This is a genomic window from Streptomyces sp. NBC_00536, assembly GCF_036346295.1.
Taxonomy (GTDB): Bacteria; Actinomycetota; Actinomycetes; order Streptomycetales; family Streptomycetaceae; genus Streptomyces.
Window position 1 is genome coordinate 6,028,476 of record NZ_CP107819.1, and the last position, 15,478, is coordinate 6,043,953.

Genomic DNA, 15,478 nt, shown 5'->3' on the forward strand with positions numbered 1-15,478 from the left:
ACGATCAAAAGGGCGGGGGGATAGCATATGAGCGCCCCCTAGCTCGAAAGATAAACCTGTGACTGTCAAAGACGACGCGTTCACCAACTGGAAGAACCGCGAGGAGATCGCGGAGTCGATGATCCCGATCATCGGGAAGCTGCACCGTGAGCAGGACGTGACCGTCCTGCTGCACAGCCGCTCCTTGGTGAACAAGTCGGTGGTCAGCATTCTCAAGATCCACCGATTCGCCCGGCAGATAGCCGGTGAGGAACTCTCGGTCACCGAGACGCTTCCCTTCCTGCACGCCCTCACCACCCTCGATCTCGGCCCGTCGCAGATCGACCTCGGCATGCTCGCCGCGACGTACAAGGCCGACAGCCGCGGCCTCTCGGTCGCCGAGTTCACCGCCGAGGCCGTCGCGGGTGCCACGGGCGAGAACAAGATCGAGCGCCGCGAGGCGCGCGACGTGGTCCTCTACGGGTTCGGCCGCATCGGCCGCCTCGTCGCCCGGCTGCTGATCGAGAAGGCCGGGTCCGGCAACGGCCTGCGGCTGCGCGCGATCGTCGTCCGCGGGGGCGGTGAGGCGGACCTCGTCAAGCGCGCCTCGCTGCTGCGCCGCGACTCGATCCACGGTCAGTTCCAGGGCACGATCACCGTTGACGAGGCGAACAACACGATCGTCGCCAACGGCAACGAGATCAAGGTGATCTACGCCAACGACCCGTCGGAGATCGACTACACGGGGTACGGCATCAAGGACGCCATCCTCATCGACAACACGGGCAAGTGGCGCGACCGCGAGGGCCTCTCCAAGCACCTGCGCCCCGGCATCGACAAGGTCGTGCTGACGGCTCCGGGCAAGGGCGACGTCCCCAACATCGTCCACGGCGTCAACCACGACACGATCAAGCCGGACGAGCAGATCCTGTCCTGCGCCTCCTGCACCACCAACGCGATCGTCCCGCCGCTGAAGGCGATGGCGGACGAGTACGGCGTCCTGCGCGGCCACGTGGAGACCGTCCACTCGTTCACCAACGACCAGAACCTGCTGGACAACTACCACAGCGCCGACCGCCGTGGCCGTTCCGCGCCGCTCAACATGGTCATGACCGAGACCGGTGCCGCCTCCGCCGTCGCGAAGGCGCTGCCCGACCTCAAGGCGCCGATCAGCGGCAGCTCGATCCGCGTCCCGGTGCCGGACGTCTCGATCGCGATCCTCAGCCTGCGGCTCGGGCGCGAGACCACCCGCGAAGAGGTCCTGGACTACCTGCGGGAGGTCTCGCTGACCTCGCCGCTGAAGCGCCAGATCGACTTCACCACCGCCCCCGACGCGGTCTCCAGCGACTTCATCGGCTCGCGGCACGCCTCGATCGTCGACGCGGGCGCCACCAAGGTCGACGGCGACAGCGCGATCCTCTACCTCTGGTACGACAACGAGTTCGGCTACTCGTGCCAGGTCATCCGGGTCGTCCAGTACGTCTCCGGCGTGGAGTACCCGACCTACCCGGCGCCGGCGGTCTGATCCGCCGCCCGTCCGGCCCGCTCGCACCGCTGCCCGCCCGGTCCACCGCCCCGCTTCGGGGCCAAGGACCGGGCGGGCAGCGGTTTTTCGTGCGCCCTCCCGGTTCGGCCGAGGGGCGGAATCCGGCCGAGTGGTGACCGAGCGGCCGGGTAACTCACCTTGCCCTCTTGCCAGTTGAGTCGGGGATCCCAACAATGCGCATGACAACCGGAGGATCTTCGGTTGCATCGTCATTCAGAGGGGAACCCCCACATGAAGAAGCCTCTCGTCGGCGCGCTGCTCTCCCTGCTCCTGATGGGCGCGGCGGCAGCCCCGGCCGTGGCCTCCGCACCCCAGTCGACGGCGGAGAAGGCCGCGAAGGCCGTCACGGTCAACTTCGCGGGAACGGTCGCGCTCAGCAACTGTTCCGGCTCCGTCGTCCGGACGCCCAACTCCCTCGCGAGCGACCCCGCGCTCGTCCTCTCCAACGGCCACTGCCTGGAAACCGGCTTCCCGGCCGCCGGTGAGGTCATCAAGGACCAGCCGTCCAGCCGCTCGTTCTCGCTGCTGAACGGCTCCGGCTCGAAGGTCGCGACGCTGCGGGCCAGCAAGGTCTCGTACGCGACGATGACCGACACCGACATCTCCATCTACCAGCTGACCAAGACGTACGCGCAGATCCAGAGCCAGTACGGCATCAGCGCGCTCACCCTCAACGACGCGCACCCGGTGCAGGGCGCCTCGATCAAGGTCGTGTCCGGGTACTGGAAGCGGATCTACACCTGCAACGCGGACGGGTTCGTCTACCGCCTCAAGGAGGGCGACTGGACCTGGAAGGACTCGATCCGCTACACCTCGGCCTGCAACACGATCGGTGGCACCTCCGGCTCGCCCGTGATCGACACCGCGACCGGCCGGGTCGTCGCCGTCAACAACACCGGTAACGAGGACGGCCAGCGCTGCACGGAGAACAACCCGTGCGAGGTCGACCAGAACGGCAACGTGACGGTCCGCCAGGGCATCAACTACGCGCAGGAGACGTACATCATCGTCCCCTGCATCGGTGCCGGCAGCGTGATCGACCTGAACCGCCCCGGCTGCGTCCTGCCCCGGCCGTAACACCGGCCGTAACACCGCCCGCCCCACGGCCCGCCCGTCTCCATCCGGAGGCGGGCGGCGCCGGGGGAGCCCGAAGGCACGGGCCCGCTCACGGGTCAGCCGGCGGCGAGGAGTTCGAGCGTGTCGATGACGCGGTGCGAGAAGCCCCACTCGTTGTCGTACCAGGCGACCACCTTGATGTGGCGGCCGTCGACGCGGGTGAGGGCCGAGTCGAAGATCGACGAGGCCGGGTTGCCGGTGATGTCCGACGACACGAGCGGGTCGTCCGAGTACTCCAGCACGCCCGCGAGCGGACCGTCCGCGGCCGTGCGGTACGCCGCCAGGACGTCCTCGCGCGTCACGTCGCGGGCGACCGTCGTGTTGAGTTCGACGATCGAGCCGACCGGGACCGGAACCCGGATCGAGTCGCCCGAGAGCTTGCCGGCGAGGTTCGGCAGCACCAGCCCGATCGCCTTCGCGGCGCCGGTCGTGGTCGGCACGATGTTCACTGCGGCGGCGCGGGCGCGGCGGGGGTCGCGGTGCGGACCGTCCTGCAGGTTCTGCTCCTGCGTGTAGGCGTGCACCGTGGTCATGAAACCGTGCTCGATGCCCGCGAGGTCGTCGAGGACCGAGGCGAGCGGCGCGAGCGCGTTCGTCGTGCACGAGGCGTTCGAGACGATCGTGTGCGCGGCCGGGTCGTAGGCGGCGGTGTTCACCCCGAAGGCGAGCGTGACGTCGGCGCCGTCCGCCGGAGCGCTGACCAGCACCTTCCTCGCACCCGCGGTGATGTGGCCGCGCGCGGCGTCGGCCGAGGTGAAGCGGCCCGTCGCCTCCAGCACGATGTCCACGCCGAGCTTCTCCCACGGCAGCTGCTCGGGTGCGCGCTCGGCGAGCACGGTGATGCGGCGGCCGTCGACGACGAGGTCGTCCCCGTCGACCCGCACCGGGCGGCCGAGCCGGCCCGACGTCGTGTCGAAGGCCAGCAGCCGGGCGAGGGCGGCGGGCTCCGTGAGGTCGTTGACGGCGACGACCTCCAGGTCACTGTCGCGTTCGAGCAGGGCGCGCAGCACGTTGCGTCCGATGCGGCCGAATCCGTTGATGGCGATGCGAGTCATGAGTATCGGTGTCCCTTCCGGTTCCCCTCCAGGTTCGCGCGCGGCGCCCGCCGGTGACAGCGGCGTGATCGCCACGGTCCGCAAGGATCGCGCCATGCGAGGGGGCTCGGGGGTCACTCGCCGCGGGTGAAGGTGCGCCGGTACTCGCTCGGCGTGGTGCGCAGGATGCGCTGGAAGTGCAGCCGCAGGTTGGAGCCGGTGCCGAGCCCCACGTCGGCGGCGATCTGCTCGACGCTCCGCTCCGAACGCTCCAGCAGCTCGCGGGCCAGGTCGATGCGGGCGCGCATGACCCACTGCATCGGGGTGTACCCGGTGTCCTCGGCGAAGCGCCGCGAGAAGGTGCGCGGCGACACCGCCGCGTGCCCGGCGAGCACCTCCAGCGTGAGCGGTTCGCCGAGCCGGTGCAGCGCCCACTCACGGGTGGCGGCGAACCGCTCGCCGAGCGGCTCGGGCACGCTGCGCGGTACGTACTGGGCCTGCCCGCCGCTGCGGTAGGGGGCCGCGACCAGCCGCCGGGCCGCGTGGTTGGAGGCGGCGACCCCGAGGTCGCCGCGCAGGATGTGCAGGCACAGGTCGATGCCCGAGGCGGCTCCGGCCGAGGTCAGCACGCTGCCCTCGTCGACGAACAGGACGTTCTCGTCGACCCGGACGAGCGGCCGCTTCGCCGCGAGCGCCCGCGTGTAGTGCCAGTGCGTGGTGGCGCGCTTCCCGTCGAGCAGCCCGGTGGCGGCGAGCGCGAAGGCGCCGGTGGAGATGGCGGCGAGCCGCGCCCCCCGGTGGTGGGCGGCGATCAGCGCGTCCACGACGGCCCGCGGCGGCTCGTCGCGGTCCGGGAACCGGTAGCCGGGGACGAAGACGATGTCGGCCCAGGCGAGGGCGTCGAGGCCGTGGGCGACGGCGTACGAGAGCCCGTCGCCGCCGGTCACGAGTCCGGGCGCCGCTCCGCAGACCCGCACCTCGTACGGCATGCTCGCGCGGGCCGAGAACACCTGGGCGGGGATGCCGACGTCGAGGGGCTTGGCACCTTCGAGGACCAGGACGGCGACGCGATGCGGGCGGGAGGACGGCACGGGCAAGAGGGTATGCCCCTTCCCTGCCCGGGTATCGCGTGCAGTGGCGGCCGGTGGGGGCGCAGACTCGCTCCATGACGGACATGTGCGCGTTCCGGGAGGCGGTCGGCCGCTGGGCGGCCGGCGGTACCGGTGGACCGGCGGGTGAACTGGCCGGGCGGCTGGGGCTGCGGACGGCGGTGCTGCTGGAAGGGCCGAGCGACCTGGAGGCCGTCGAGGTGCTGGCCGCGCGGCGCGGGCTGGACCTGGCCGCCGAAGGCGTGTGCGCCGTGGCCATGGGCGGGGCGATGAGCATCGCCCGCTACGCGGGTCTGCTCGGGCCGCCCGGACTCGGTCTGCGCCTCAGGGGGCTGTGCGACGAGGGCGAACAGGGCTTCTACGACCGGGGCCTGGACCGGGCCGGGGCGCCGCGTCGCGGCTTCTTCGTGTGCGTGGCGGACCTGGAGGACGAACTCATCCGCGCGCTGGGCACGGCACGGGTCGAGGAGATCATCCGGACCGAGGGCGACCTGCGGTCCTGGCAGACCTTCCTGCGCCAGCCCGCACAGCACGGGCGGCCCCGCGAGCGGCAGTTGCGGCGTTTCCTCGGCACGAAGAAGGGCCGGAAGATCCGCTACGGCCGCCTGCTGGCGGAGGCGCTCGGTCCCGCCCAGGTCCCGGCTCCGCTGGACGACCTCGTCCGGAGCCTGTGACCGGGTGGCCGGGTGGCCGGGTGACCGACGGGGCGATCGGGTGTCCGGGTGTCCGGGTGTCCGGCTACTGGTCGGCCTCCTTGCAGGCGGTGACCGCGGTCGCGTGGGTCACGCCGCTCTGGGTCAGACCGGTCACGCACGCGTCCTGGGCGCCGGTCAGTGCGACGTAACACGAAGCGCGGACGCCTTCCGGAGCCTCGCCGCCCTTCAGCTCCCGCTCGGCCCGGTTGATGCAGGCCGAGACGTCCGTGTGGGCGGAGGCGGGGGCCGAGGCGTGGGCGGCCGCCTGGGCCGCGGGGGCGGCGAAGGCCGCGCCGCCGGTGGCCAGGGTCAGACCGGTGAGGACACTCGCGATACGGATACGGGTCGACGTGCGCATGGGACCTACCTGCTCTCCGGGATCGCCGCGCGGCCCGGCCCCCGCGCCGGACCGGCTCGGCTGGGCTTTCCCTCCCTCATCGATTCCCTCCCCCATCCGACGCTAGAGCAGCCCCCTGCCGCCCGCACCCGCTGGGTCGGGCGTGGCGCGCTTGACAGGGAAATCGAACATCCATTCTGATGGGTTGTCCACAGGCGAACCGTGCGTGGGAGCGCGTTGTCAGTGGCAGGCGTTAGCGTCAATGGCGTGAAGCGATCGACTCAAGCAAATCGGGTGGAACCCATGGCAGGCACCGACCGCGAGAAGGCGCTCGACGCAGCGCTCGCGCAGATTGAACGACAGTTCGGCAAGGGCGCGGTCATGCGCCTCGGCGACAAGCCGAACGAACCCATTGACGTCATCCCCACCGGGTCGACCGCGCTGGACATCGCGCTCGGTGTCGGCGGGCTGCCGCGCGGCCGTGTGGTGGAGGTCTACGGGCCGGAGTCCTCCGGTAAGACGACCCTGACCCTGCATGCCGTGGCCAACGCGCAGAAGGCCGGCGGCACCGTCGCCTTCGTCGACGCCGAGCACGCGCTCGACCCCGAGTACGCGAAGGCCCTGGGCGTCGACACCGACAACCTCATCCTGTCCCAGCCGGACACCGGTGAGCAGGCGCTGGAGATCGTGGACATGCTGGTCCGCTCCGGTGCCCTCGACCTCATCGTCATCGACTCCGTCGCGGCCCTCGTGCCGCGCGCGGAGATCGAGGGTGAGATGGGCGACTCGCACGTGGGTCTCCAGGCCCGCCTGATGAGCCAGGCCCTCCGCAAGATCACCGGTGCGCTCAACCAGTCCAAGACCACCGCGATCTTCATCAACCAGCTCCGCGAGAAGATCGGTGTGATGTTCGGCTCGCCGGAGACCACCACCGGTGGCCGCGCGCTGAAGTTCTACGCCTCGGTGCGTCTGGACATCCGCCGGATCGAGACCCTCAAGGACGGCACGGACGCGGTCGGCAACCGCACCCGCGTCAAGGTCGTCAAGAACAAGGTCGCGCCGCCCTTCAAGCAGGCCGAGTTCGACATCCTCTACGGCCACGGGATCAGCCGCGAGGGCGGCCTGATCGACATGGGCGTGGAGCACGGCTTCGTCCGCAAGGCCGGTGCCTGGTACACGTACGAGGGCGACCAGCTCGGCCAGGGCAAGGAGAACGCGCGCAAGTTCCTGTGCGACAACCCCGACCTCTCGGACGAGATCGAGAAGAAGATCAAGGAGAAGCTGGGCGTGGGCATCCGCAAGGCCCCCGGCGCCGAGCCCGGTCCTGACGCGGCGGGCGGCGCGGCCCCGGCGGCCGATGACGCGGCCAAGACCGTTCCCGCTCCGGCGACGAAGGCCAAGACGGCCAAGGCCGCCGTAGCCAAGAGCTGACCGTGCGGGAGCAGAACGGGGCGGGTGGTTCCGGCACGCCGAGAGCCGAGCGGGGACTGTCGCCCCAGAGCCCCGAAGAGCAGGCGCGGGCGATCTGCCTGCGTCTGCTCACCGGGTCGCCGCGCACCCGGCAGCAGCTCGCGGACGCCCTGGAGAAGCGGGACATCCCCGAGGAGGTGTCACAGCAGGTCCTCTCCCGGTTCGAGGAGGTGGGCCTGATCGACGACGCAGCCTTCGCCGGGGCGTGGGTCGAGTCCCGGCACCACAGCCGTGGCCTCGCCCGCCGGGCGCTCGCCCGCGAGCTGCGTACCAAGGGGGTGCACGCGACCCTGGTCGACGAGGCCCTGGAGCAGCTCGACTCCGAGCAGGAGGAGCGGACGGCCCGGGAGCTGGTGGAGCGCAAGCTGCGCGGGACCCGGGGGCTGGAGCGGGACAAGCGGATCCGCCGCCTCGCCGGAATGCTGGCCCGCAAGGGCTACGGGGAGGGCATGGCCCTGCGGGTGGTGCGGCGCGCCCTCGAAGAGGAGGGCGAGGACGTGGACGACCTCGGTGGCCCGGAGTACCGGGCGTTCTGACCCGCCCCGGCGGCGCCCGGGCCGCCCCCGCGGCGGGGTAGGGGTAGCCCCCGGGCCGGGACGCCGGGGCGCTCCACTGCTCAACAGGGGTCCTGAACAGCAGAGTTACCCGCATGATGCTGCGTTACGCCCTTCAGAGCGTCCGGGACCGCACAGCCGGTTTCCTCGGCGCCTTCGTCGCCCTCCTGTGCGCGGCGGCCCTGATCACCGCCTGCGGCACCCTCCTCGAAACGGGCCTGCGCGGAGCGATCGCCACCGAGCGCTACGCGGGCGCCCCGGTGATCGTCTCCGCCGACCAGAACGTGCACGAGCGGTCGGTCGCGGAGAAGAAGGGCAAGACCAAGGTCAAGGAGAAGGCCAAGCCCGTCGCCGACCGGGCCTGGCTGCCGGCCGCCACCCTCGACACCGTGCGGGCCGTGCCCGGGGTCGCGCAGGCGGTCCCCGAGCTGACCTTCCAGGCCGTCCCCCTGGTGGCACACGGCACCGGCAAGCGCTCCTACGGGCACGCCTGGGAATCCGCCGCCCTCACCCCCTTCACCCTGGCCGAGGGGCAGCCCCCGCGCGGCGCCGGTGAGGTGGTCGTCGACCGCGAGCTGGCCGCCCTGGCCGGGCTGCGGCCCGGCTCCCCGCTCACCGTCCAGGCCACCGCGGAAGCGCGTACGTACACCGTCAGCGGCATCGCCCGGGCGGCGGACCCGGCCCGCGCCGGGGCGGGCGCCGACGCGCTGGGCCACCAGACCTCGCTGTTCTTCGACTCCGGCGAGGCCCGCCGGCTCGCCGCCCGCGACGGACGGATCACCGCGATCGGCGTCCTGCCCCGCCCCGGGGTCAGCGCCGCCGCACTGGCCGCGCAGGTCGGCGAGGCCCTGGCCGGAACCACCGCCCAGGTGTCCCGCGGCGTGGACCGCGGCCCCGTCGAGTTCCTCGACGCGGCGGGCGCGCGCACCAAGCTCGTCTCCATGGGCGGAGCGATGGGCGGCACCTCCCTCCTCGTCGCCGTCCTCGTCGTCGTCGGCACCTTCGCCCTCTCCGTCCAGCAGCGCCACCGCGAACTCGCCCTGCTGCGGGCCATCGCCGCCACCCCCCGCCAGCTGCGCCGGATGCTCGGCCGCGAGGCCCTGGTCGTCGGCCTCGCCGCCGGTGTGCCCGGCGCCCTGGCCGGACTGCCGCTCGCCGCCTGGCTGCACGGCCGGTTCATCGCCACCGGCGCGGTGCCGGCCACCCTGGAGCGCACCGCCGGGATCTTCCCCATGGCCGCCGCCGTCGCCGCCACCCTGCTCGGCGCCTGGACCGCCGCCCGGATCACCGGCCGCCGGATCGCCCGGATCCGTCCGGCCGAAGCCCTCGCCGAAGCCGCGGTCGAGCGCGCCCGGCCCGCCTGGACCCGGATCGTCATCGGCACGCTGCTGCTGGCGGGCGGCGCGGTCCTGGTCGCGGTCCTCTCCACGCTGCGCACCGAACCCGCCTCCACCCCGGTCACCTTCCTCGCGGTGGTGGTCCTCGCCGGGGCGGTCTCGCTGCTGGGCCCGCTGCTGGTGCGCGCCGCGACCGCGCTGCTGGCCGGCCCGCTGCGGCTGACCGGCGAGAACGGCCGCCTGGCCACCGCCAACCTGCGCGGCAACGCCACCCGGATGGCCTCCGCCGTCACCCCGCTCGCGCTGCTCGTCGGGATGACCTGCACGGTGCTCTTCGTCACCCCGACCCTCGGCGACGCGGCCCGGAGCCAGGCCCGTGCGGGCGTACGGGCCCCCTGGCTGCTCGCCGGGCAGGGGCCGGGCGTCACCGCCGGGGCCGCCGCGAGGATCCGCAGCACGCCAGGGGTCACCGCCGCCACCGAGCTGGTGGGCACCACCGTCCGGGTGGGCCTGACCAAGTACGCGGCCCAGGGCGTCACCCCGGAGGGGCTCACCCGCACCTGGGACCCGGAGGTCACCGCGGGCAGCCTCGACGGCTTCGGGCCGGGCAGCGCCGCCGTCAGCGAACTGGCCGCCGAACAGCTGGGCCTGAAGACCGGCGGCCCGCTCACCCTGACCCTGGGCGACGGGACCCCCGTCACGGTGACCGTCGCCGCCGTCTACGCCCGGGGCCTCGGCTTCGGTGACCTGACCCTGGCGCACGACCTGGTGGCCGCGCACGTGGACAACCCGCTGGCCGGCGGCGTACTGGTGGCGACCGAACCGGGCACCGGGCGGGAGCAGCTGGCCGCCGCGCTTAAGGAGTTCCCGGGCACGGTCGTGCTGAGCGCCGCCGACGCCGACGGGGCGCGGGCCGAGCGGCAGGACGCGCAGGCGGAGGTGAACCTGCTCGCGATGGGTCTGGTCCTCGCCTTCACCGCGATCGCGGTGGTCAACACGCTGGCGATGTCCACGGCGGAACGGTTCCGCGAGTTCGCGATGCTGCGCCTGGCCGGGGCCACCCGCCGCCAGGTCCTGCGGATGCTGCGCACCGAGGCCCTCGCCGTCCTGCTGATCGGGGCGGGGCTGGGGTCGGGGATCGCGCTCGCGGTGCTGATCGCCTTCAGCGTCGGGATGACGGGGCGCGCGGCCCCGGCGGTGCTGCCGCTGGTCTACGGGGTGGTGGTCGGCGCCGCCGGGCTCCTGGCCCTGGTCGCCACCGCCCTGCCGGGCCGTTTCGCCCTGCGAGTGCGGCCGGTGGAGGTGGCCTCGGCCAAGGGCTAGCCGCCGCTACGAGAGCCAGGGCGCCCGGACCCCGGCCGGAGCCGGTCGTCCCCTCCGGGGGCGCCTCAAACGCCGGCGGGGCTGAAATGCTCGGCCCCGGCGGCAAAGGGCCCTTGTACGACGCCGCCCGGACCCCGGCCGGAGCCGGTCATCCCCTCCGGGGGCGCCTCAAACGCCGGCGAGGCTGAAATGCCCGGCCCCGGCGGCAGAGGGCCGTTGTACGCCGCCGCGTGGAGCCTGGCCCGAGCCGGTCGTCCCCTCCGGGGGGCCTCGAACTCCCCCAGCTACCGCTGGGAGGGGCCCCCGGGCGAGGCTGAAATGCCCGCGCCCGGAGCCAATCCCAGCCTCGCCGGCGATTGAGGCGCCCCCGGAGGGCAGACGGGCCGGCACGGGGCCGCCAGCCCGGGCGGGGCGGCGGTCCGCGCAGGCCGTCAGTCCGCGGCCGTCACGGGGAGGCCCGCCGCCTTCCAGGCCTGGAAGCCGCCGGTCAGGTCCGTGGCCCGGGTCAGGCCCAGGGCGTGGAGGGAGGCCGCCGCCAGGGTGGAGGCGTAGCCCTCGTTGCAGATCACGACGATCCGCAGGTCGTGGGAGGTGGCCTCGGGGACGCGGTGGCTGCCCCGCGGGTCGAGGCGCCATTCCAGTTCGTTGCGCTCGATCACCAGCGCGCCCGGGATCAGGCCGTCCCGCTCGCGCAGCGCCTGGTAGCGGATGTCCACCAGCAGGGCGCCGCCCAGGGAGGCGGAGTGGGCCGCGGCGGGCCCGATCCGCTCGTACGTCGCGCGGACCCGCTCCAGCAGTTCGTCGATGCCGACGGGCGCGGCGCCGGGGGTGGCGCTCACTGCCAGTCCGCCGGGCGCTCGACCTGCTCCAGGGTCAGCACGGCCCCGCTGCGGCTGTACCGGCGGATCAGCGGGAGCGGCGGGTAGTAGGCGTGGACCGAGACGGCGTGTTCGGCGGGGGAGGCGTTCAGCACCTCGTGCACGTGGTGCTCGCCGAAGGCGCGCCCGGTGCCCGCGCCCAGGGTGCGGGTGCGGTCCAGACCGGAGGCCAGGTGCAGGGACTTCCACCCCTCCGACGGCAGCCGGACGGACAGGGAGTGCTCGGTGAGGCTGCCGCGCGCGGTGGCGAAGGCCCCGCGAGACTCGGCGTGGTCGTGCCAGCCGGTGCCGGTGCCCGGCGGCCAGCCGATCAGCCAGGCCTCGCTGCCGCCCGGGCCGTCGAGACGCACCCAGGTCCGGCCTTCGGGGTCGAGGGGGAGCGAGTCGATCAGCGCGGAGTCGGCGGCGGTCCGCCGGGCGAAGTCGAGCAGTTCGGCCGCGCCCGGGCCGGTGGCGGAGGGGCCGGTGGCGGAGGGGTCCGCGGCCGCCGGGGCATGGCTGAGCAGGGGTGCAGACATGGGGAATGACCGTCCTGGGAGTTCGCGAAAGCGCGCGGGGGCGCGCGGGAAGGAGGCGAGTCAGCAGGAAGGGCGACAGACGCAGCCCGCATAGCGGAGGAGGTCCATGTGGACCCTCCGCCACAGGCGTACGTCGTGACCGGTCATGTCCGCGAGTGAACCACGGGCGGACATGAGGGTCAATCGATCACGGGTGGGGTGTGGCGGACGCCTCGGGCAGGGCCCGCGGCCCGGCGGCCTGGCCAGAGCCGGAGCCGGAGCCGGGTCCGGGCGCGGGCAGCGCCGGCAGTGCGGACTCCGGGGCGCCCGCCCGTACGGCGTCCGCCGCCTCGTACAGCTCCGCCGGGCGGACCCCGGCGAAGGTGGCCGCGAGGTGGCCGTCCGGGCGCAGCAGCAGCACGGTGTGCGCGGCGGCCCCCGGGTAGCCGTCGGCGACCAGCAGCTCGGCGCGCACCGGCAGGGCGCCGACTGCGGCCTCCAGCCGGGGCATCAGCCCGGCGCCGACCCAGTGCCGCCGGTCCCACACGCCGGTTCCGGGAGCGACGAGGAGCACGAGGAGCCGCCCCCGGCCGAGCAGGTCGCGCAGCGGTACGGTCGCCCCGTCCGGGGCGGTCACCGGTACGTTCGCCGCCTGGCCGCCCGGTGGGGTGTCGGTCGGGACCTCGCGTACGGCGACGGGCGGGGCGTACGCCGGGGGCGCGCCCAGCGGCCCGCGCCCCAAGTGGCCGTCCGTGAGCAGCGTTTCATGGCTGCGCGCGGCGCCCGGGACGTACGTGCGCAGCCCGCCCCCGCCGCGCAGGACGGGCATGGCCTGGTCGGCGGCGCGCAGCCGGGAGGCCACCGCGGTGCGCCGTTCGGCCTCGTACCCGTCGAGCAGGGCTTCGGAGGCACCCTGGTGCCAGGCCAGGGACAGCCGCCAGGCCAGGTTCTCGGCGTCCCGCAGCCCCTCCTCGACCCCCTGCGTGCCCAGGGCGCCCAGCAGGTGGGCCGCGTCCCCGGCGAGGAAGGCGCGGCCGTCGCGCCAGCGCCGGGCGAGCCGGTGGTGCAGCGTGTACACGCCGGTGTCGATCAGTTCGTACGGGGGCGTGCTGCCCCCGCACCAGCCGGCGAGGGTGTCGCGGATCATCCCGATCAGCGCGTCGGGCGTGACCAGGTCGCCGCGCGGCGGCAGCAGCCAGTCCAGCCGCCAGACCCCGTCGGGCAGCGGCCGCGCCGTGACCTCGGCGGTCTTCGCGGAGCGGCTGCGGTGCAGCAGGGCCTCGCCGGGCCAGGGGAGTTCGGTGCGCAGCGCGGCCACGGCGTGGCGTTCCACGGCGGTGCGCCCGGGGAAGCGGATGCCCAGCAGCTTGCGGACGGTCGAGCGGGCGCCGTCGCAGCCGACCAGATGGCTGCCGCGCCACCAGGTGGCCGCGGCGCCCCGGGTGTGCGCGGTGACCCCGAGGGCGTCCTGCTCCAGGGCGTCGAGGCGGCTGTCGGTGACCAGTTGGACCAGCGGGTGCGCCGCGGCGGCGTCGCGCAGGCCCCGGGTGAGGGCGTGCTGCGGCAGGTGCAGCGGGGCGGTGGTGTCCTCGAAGGTGACCCGGCGGGTGTCCCGGCCGCGCCGCGTGGTGCGCCAGGCGGCGAAGGGGGCGCCCTCGTCGCGCAGGGTCGTACAGCCCAGCCGGTGAACCATCGCGGCGGTGTCGGCGTGCAGGACGACCGTACGGGCGGGGCGGGACTCCTCCTTGCCCGGACCCTCGTCGAGGACGACGGAGGGCACGCCCGCGCCGGCCAGGGCGAGCGCGAGGGTCAGCCCGACGGGTCCCGCACCCACGACGATCACCGGGTCCACGGCACTGCTCCCGATGTCCGGTATGTGATCACAGAACGTATGCAACCCACTGAATGCGCATGCGTCAAGTGACACTGGTGGGTGAGACGCCTTGTGGTGCGACGGAAGACTTCCGCCGCACCACAAGGATCACGCCATCATACTGACCGGGTGTCAGGAGGGTGTCAGACCGTGCCCGCGCCGCCGCCCGCGCCCGCGTCGATCGCGGCGAGGTCGACCGTCGCGCCGGTGCTCTTCTTCGACTTGCGCAGCCGCTTCTCCAGCTGGGAAGCGGCCGTGGTCAGCGCGAAGTTCATGGCGATGAACAGCACGGCGATCATGACGAGGGACGCGATGGTGTTGCTGTAGTTCGCCGCGATCTGCCGGGCCATGGAGAGCAGCTCGGGCAGCGCGAGCAGCGAGCCGCCGAGCGCGGTGTCCTTGAGGATCACCACGAGCTGGCTGACCAGCGCCGGGAGCATCGCCGTCACGGCCTGCGGGACCAGGACGTAGACCATGGTCTGGCCCTTGCGCATGCCGATCGCCTTGGCCGCGTCGGTCTGGCCGGAGGGCAAGGACAGCACGCCCGCCCGGACGATCTCCGCGATGACCGCGGCGTTGTACAGGACCAGGCCCGTCACCACGGCGTAGAGCGGCCGCTGTTCGGAGCTGACGTCGCTGAACCGCACGTACAGGGCGGAGCCGAAGAGCATCAGCATCAGCACCGGGATGGCGCGGAAGAACTCGACGAACGCGCCGACCGGGATCCGGACCCAGGCGTGGTCGGAAAGCCGTCCGATGCCGAGCAGCGCCCCCAGCGGCAGCGCGATCACCATGGCGATCAGGCCGGCCTTGAGGGTCTCCAGTACGCCCGGGATCAGCCAGGTCGACCAGATCTCGCCGTCGGTGACGAACGGGGTCCACTTGTCGGCGTCGAGCTGGTTCTTGTCCGCCATGGTGGAGAGCACCCACCACAGGCCCAGGCCCAGCACGACGAGGAAGACCGCGGAGTACAGCCAGTTGCGCGCCTTGGCCTTGGGGCCCGGCGTGTCGTACAGCACGGAGGTCATCGTTTCACCGCCACTCGCTTGGCCACCCAGCCGAGGATCAGGCCGGTGGGCAGGGTCAGCAGGACGAAGCCGAGGGCGAAGATGCCGAAGACCGCGAAGAGGGCCTGCGCCTCGTTCTCGATCATTTCCTTCATCAGCAGGGCCGCTTCGGCCACGCCGATGGCCGCCGCCACCGTGGTGTTCTTGGTGAGGGCGATCAGTACGTTCGTGAGCGGCCCGATGACCGCCCGGAAGGCCTGGGGGAGCACGATCAGGGTGAGCACCTGGAAGAAGCTCAGCCCCAGCGCGCGGGCCGCCTCGGCCTGCCCGACGGGCACGGTGTTGATGCCCGAGCGCAGCGCCTCGCAGACGAAGGTGCCGGTGTAAGCGGTCAGCGCGAGGACGGCCAGCCGGAAGCCGATGTCCTTGAAGGTGCCGCCGCCGAGCGTGATGCCGAGCGTCTGGTTCAGACCCAGGGAGCAGCCGATGATCAGCACGGTCAGCGGCGTATTGCGCACCACGTTGACGTAGGCGGTGCCGAAGCCCCGCATGAGCGGGACGGGACTGACCCGCATCCCGGCCAGGACGGTGCCCCAGACCAGGGATCCGGCCGCCGAGTAGAGGGTGAGCTGAACCGTCACCCAGAAGGCCCCGAGCAGGTCGTACTGCCCGGAATCAAGAAAATCGAACACGATGCCCTGCGCTCTCCCCAGGATGGCCGGT

15 protein-coding genes are annotated in these 15,478 nt (G+C 73.0%); 6 read left to right on the top strand and 9 right to left on the bottom strand.

Annotation, left to right across the window (positions count from 1 at the left end):
• Positions 1-58: 58 nt before the first annotated feature.
• On the top strand, positions 59-1,504 hold the full coding sequence (locus OHS33_RS26915; RefSeq protein WP_330332975.1) for a glyceraldehyde-3-phosphate dehydrogenase: 1,446 nt from the start codon (positions 59-61) through the stop codon (positions 1,502-1,504).
• A gap of 252 nt (positions 1,505-1,756) precedes the next feature.
• Positions 1,757-2,602, top strand: a complete 846-nt coding sequence (locus OHS33_RS26920; RefSeq protein ID WP_330332976.1) for a S1 family peptidase — start codon at positions 1,757-1,759, stop codon at positions 2,600-2,602.
• 95 nt (positions 2,603-2,697) lie between these two features.
• On the opposite strand, the gene gap is transcribed toward OHS33_RS26920, so the two are convergent.
• The gene (gene gap / locus OHS33_RS26925) at positions 2,698-3,696 is read right to left on the bottom strand and encodes a type I glyceraldehyde-3-phosphate dehydrogenase (RefSeq protein ID WP_330332977.1); all 999 of its coding nucleotides are present in this window, start codon (positions 3,694-3,696) and stop codon (positions 2,698-2,700) included.
• Positions 3,697-3,809: 113 nt separating this feature from the next.
• Positions 3,810-4,766, bottom strand: coding sequence for a GlxA family transcriptional regulator (locus OHS33_RS26930; RefSeq protein ID WP_330332978.1), 957 nt, complete (start codon positions 4,764-4,766; stop codon positions 3,810-3,812).
• A gap of 74 nt (positions 4,767-4,840) precedes the next feature.
• On the opposite strand from OHS33_RS26930, the gene OHS33_RS26935 reads away from it, so the two are divergent.
• Positions 4,841-5,458 carry a TOPRIM nucleotidyl transferase/hydrolase domain-containing protein gene (locus OHS33_RS26935; RefSeq protein ID WP_330332979.1) on the top strand — a complete coding sequence of 206 codons (618 nt, stop codon included), beginning with the start codon at positions 4,841-4,843 and terminating at the stop codon, positions 5,456-5,458.
• Positions 5,459-5,522: 64 nt separating this feature from the next.
• Here the strand turns inward: OHS33_RS26935 and OHS33_RS26940 are convergent, their stop codons facing one another.
• Complete coding sequence (locus tag OHS33_RS26940; RefSeq protein ID WP_330332980.1) at positions 5,523-5,837, bottom strand: hypothetical protein; 315 nt, start codon at positions 5,835-5,837, stop codon at positions 5,523-5,525.
• A 282-nt stretch (positions 5,838-6,119) separates the two neighbouring features.
• Between OHS33_RS26940 and recA the strand changes: the two genes are divergently transcribed.
• The 3 genes from recA to OHS33_RS26955 all read left to right on the top strand — a co-directional run bounded on the left by recA (position 6,120) and on the right by OHS33_RS26955 (position 10,500).
• Positions 6,120-7,247, top strand: a complete 1,128-nt coding sequence (gene recA / locus OHS33_RS26945; RefSeq protein WP_330332981.1) for a recombinase RecA — start codon at positions 6,120-6,122, stop codon at positions 7,245-7,247.
• Positions 7,244-7,822 (top strand): recombination regulator RecX, encoded by a 579-nt coding sequence (gene recX / locus OHS33_RS26950; protein WP_330335223.1) that lies wholly within the window; start codon positions 7,244-7,246, stop codon positions 7,820-7,822. Before recA ends, recX begins: the two co-directional genes overlap by 4 nt.
• Positions 7,823-7,935: 113 nt before the next feature.
• Positions 7,936-10,500: an ABC transporter permease gene (locus OHS33_RS26955; RefSeq protein WP_330332982.1), complete on the top strand. Its 2,565-nt coding sequence runs from the start codon at positions 7,936-7,938 to the stop codon at positions 10,498-10,500.
• A gap of 431 nt (positions 10,501-10,931) precedes the next feature.
• Here OHS33_RS26955 and OHS33_RS26960 read toward each other — a convergent pair whose 3' ends face one another.
• From OHS33_RS26960 to OHS33_RS26980, 6 genes are all read right to left on the bottom strand, one after another.
• On the bottom strand, positions 10,932-11,339 hold the full coding sequence (locus OHS33_RS26960; protein ID WP_330332983.1) for a rhodanese-like domain-containing protein: 408 nt from the start codon (positions 11,337-11,339) through the stop codon (positions 10,932-10,934).
• Positions 11,336-11,896 carry a cysteine dioxygenase gene (locus tag OHS33_RS26965; protein WP_330332984.1) on the bottom strand — a complete coding sequence of 187 codons (561 nt, stop codon included), beginning with the start codon at positions 11,894-11,896 and terminating at the stop codon, positions 11,336-11,338. The genes OHS33_RS26960 and OHS33_RS26965 overlap by 4 nt, the downstream gene beginning before the upstream one ends.
• A gap of 60 nt (positions 11,897-11,956) precedes the next feature.
• Entirely contained in the window at positions 11,957-12,070 is a 114-nt protein-coding gene (locus OHS33_RS39870) for a putative leader peptide (protein WP_443065359.1), read from the bottom strand.
• A gap of 13 nt (positions 12,071-12,083) precedes the next feature.
• A complete protein-coding gene (locus tag OHS33_RS26970) occupies positions 12,084-13,727 on the bottom strand; it encodes an FAD-dependent monooxygenase (RefSeq protein ID WP_330332985.1) in 1,644 nt (547 codons plus the stop codon).
• Between the two features lie 164 nt (positions 13,728-13,891).
• The gene (locus tag OHS33_RS26975; protein WP_330332986.1) at positions 13,892-14,776 is read right to left on the bottom strand and encodes an amino acid ABC transporter permease; all 885 of its coding nucleotides are present in this window, start codon (positions 14,774-14,776) and stop codon (positions 13,892-13,894) included.
• Positions 14,773-15,447: an amino acid ABC transporter permease gene (locus tag OHS33_RS26980; protein ID WP_330332987.1), complete on the bottom strand. Its 675-nt coding sequence runs from the start codon at positions 15,445-15,447 to the stop codon at positions 14,773-14,775. The genes OHS33_RS26975 and OHS33_RS26980 overlap by 4 nt, the downstream gene beginning before the upstream one ends.
• Positions 15,448-15,478 lie beyond the last annotated feature (31 nt).

Bases quoted from the DNA above. Each gene is read 5' to 3' on its own strand.
- OHS33_RS26920 (WP_330332976.1), top strand. From the start codon at position 1,757: ATGAAGAAGCCTCTCGTCGGCGCGCTGCTCTCCCTGCTCCTGATGGGC.
- gap (WP_330332977.1), bottom strand. From the start codon at position 3,696: ATGACTCGCATCGCCATCAACGGATTCGGCCGCATCGGACGCAACGTG.
- OHS33_RS26955 (WP_330332982.1), top strand. From the start codon at position 7,936: ATGATGCTGCGTTACGCCCTTCAGAGCGTCCGGGACCGCACAGCCGGT.
- OHS33_RS26940 (WP_330332980.1), bottom strand. From the start codon at position 5,837: ATGCGCACGTCGACCCGTATCCGTATCGCGAGTGTCCTCACCGGTCTG.
- OHS33_RS26975 (WP_330332986.1), bottom strand. From the start codon at position 14,776: ATGACCTCCGTGCTGTACGACACGCCGGGCCCCAAGGCCAAGGCGCGC.
- OHS33_RS39870 (WP_443065359.1), bottom strand. From the start codon at position 12,070: ATGTCCGCCCGTGGTTCACTCGCGGACATGACCGGTCACGACGTACGC.
- OHS33_RS26935 (WP_330332979.1), top strand. From the start codon at position 4,841: ATGACGGACATGTGCGCGTTCCGGGAGGCGGTCGGCCGCTGGGCGGCC.
- OHS33_RS26965 (WP_330332984.1), bottom strand. From the start codon at position 11,896: ATGTCTGCACCCCTGCTCAGCCATGCCCCGGCGGCCGCGGACCCCTCC.
- recA (WP_330332981.1), top strand. From the start codon at position 6,120: ATGGCAGGCACCGACCGCGAGAAGGCGCTCGACGCAGCGCTCGCGCAG.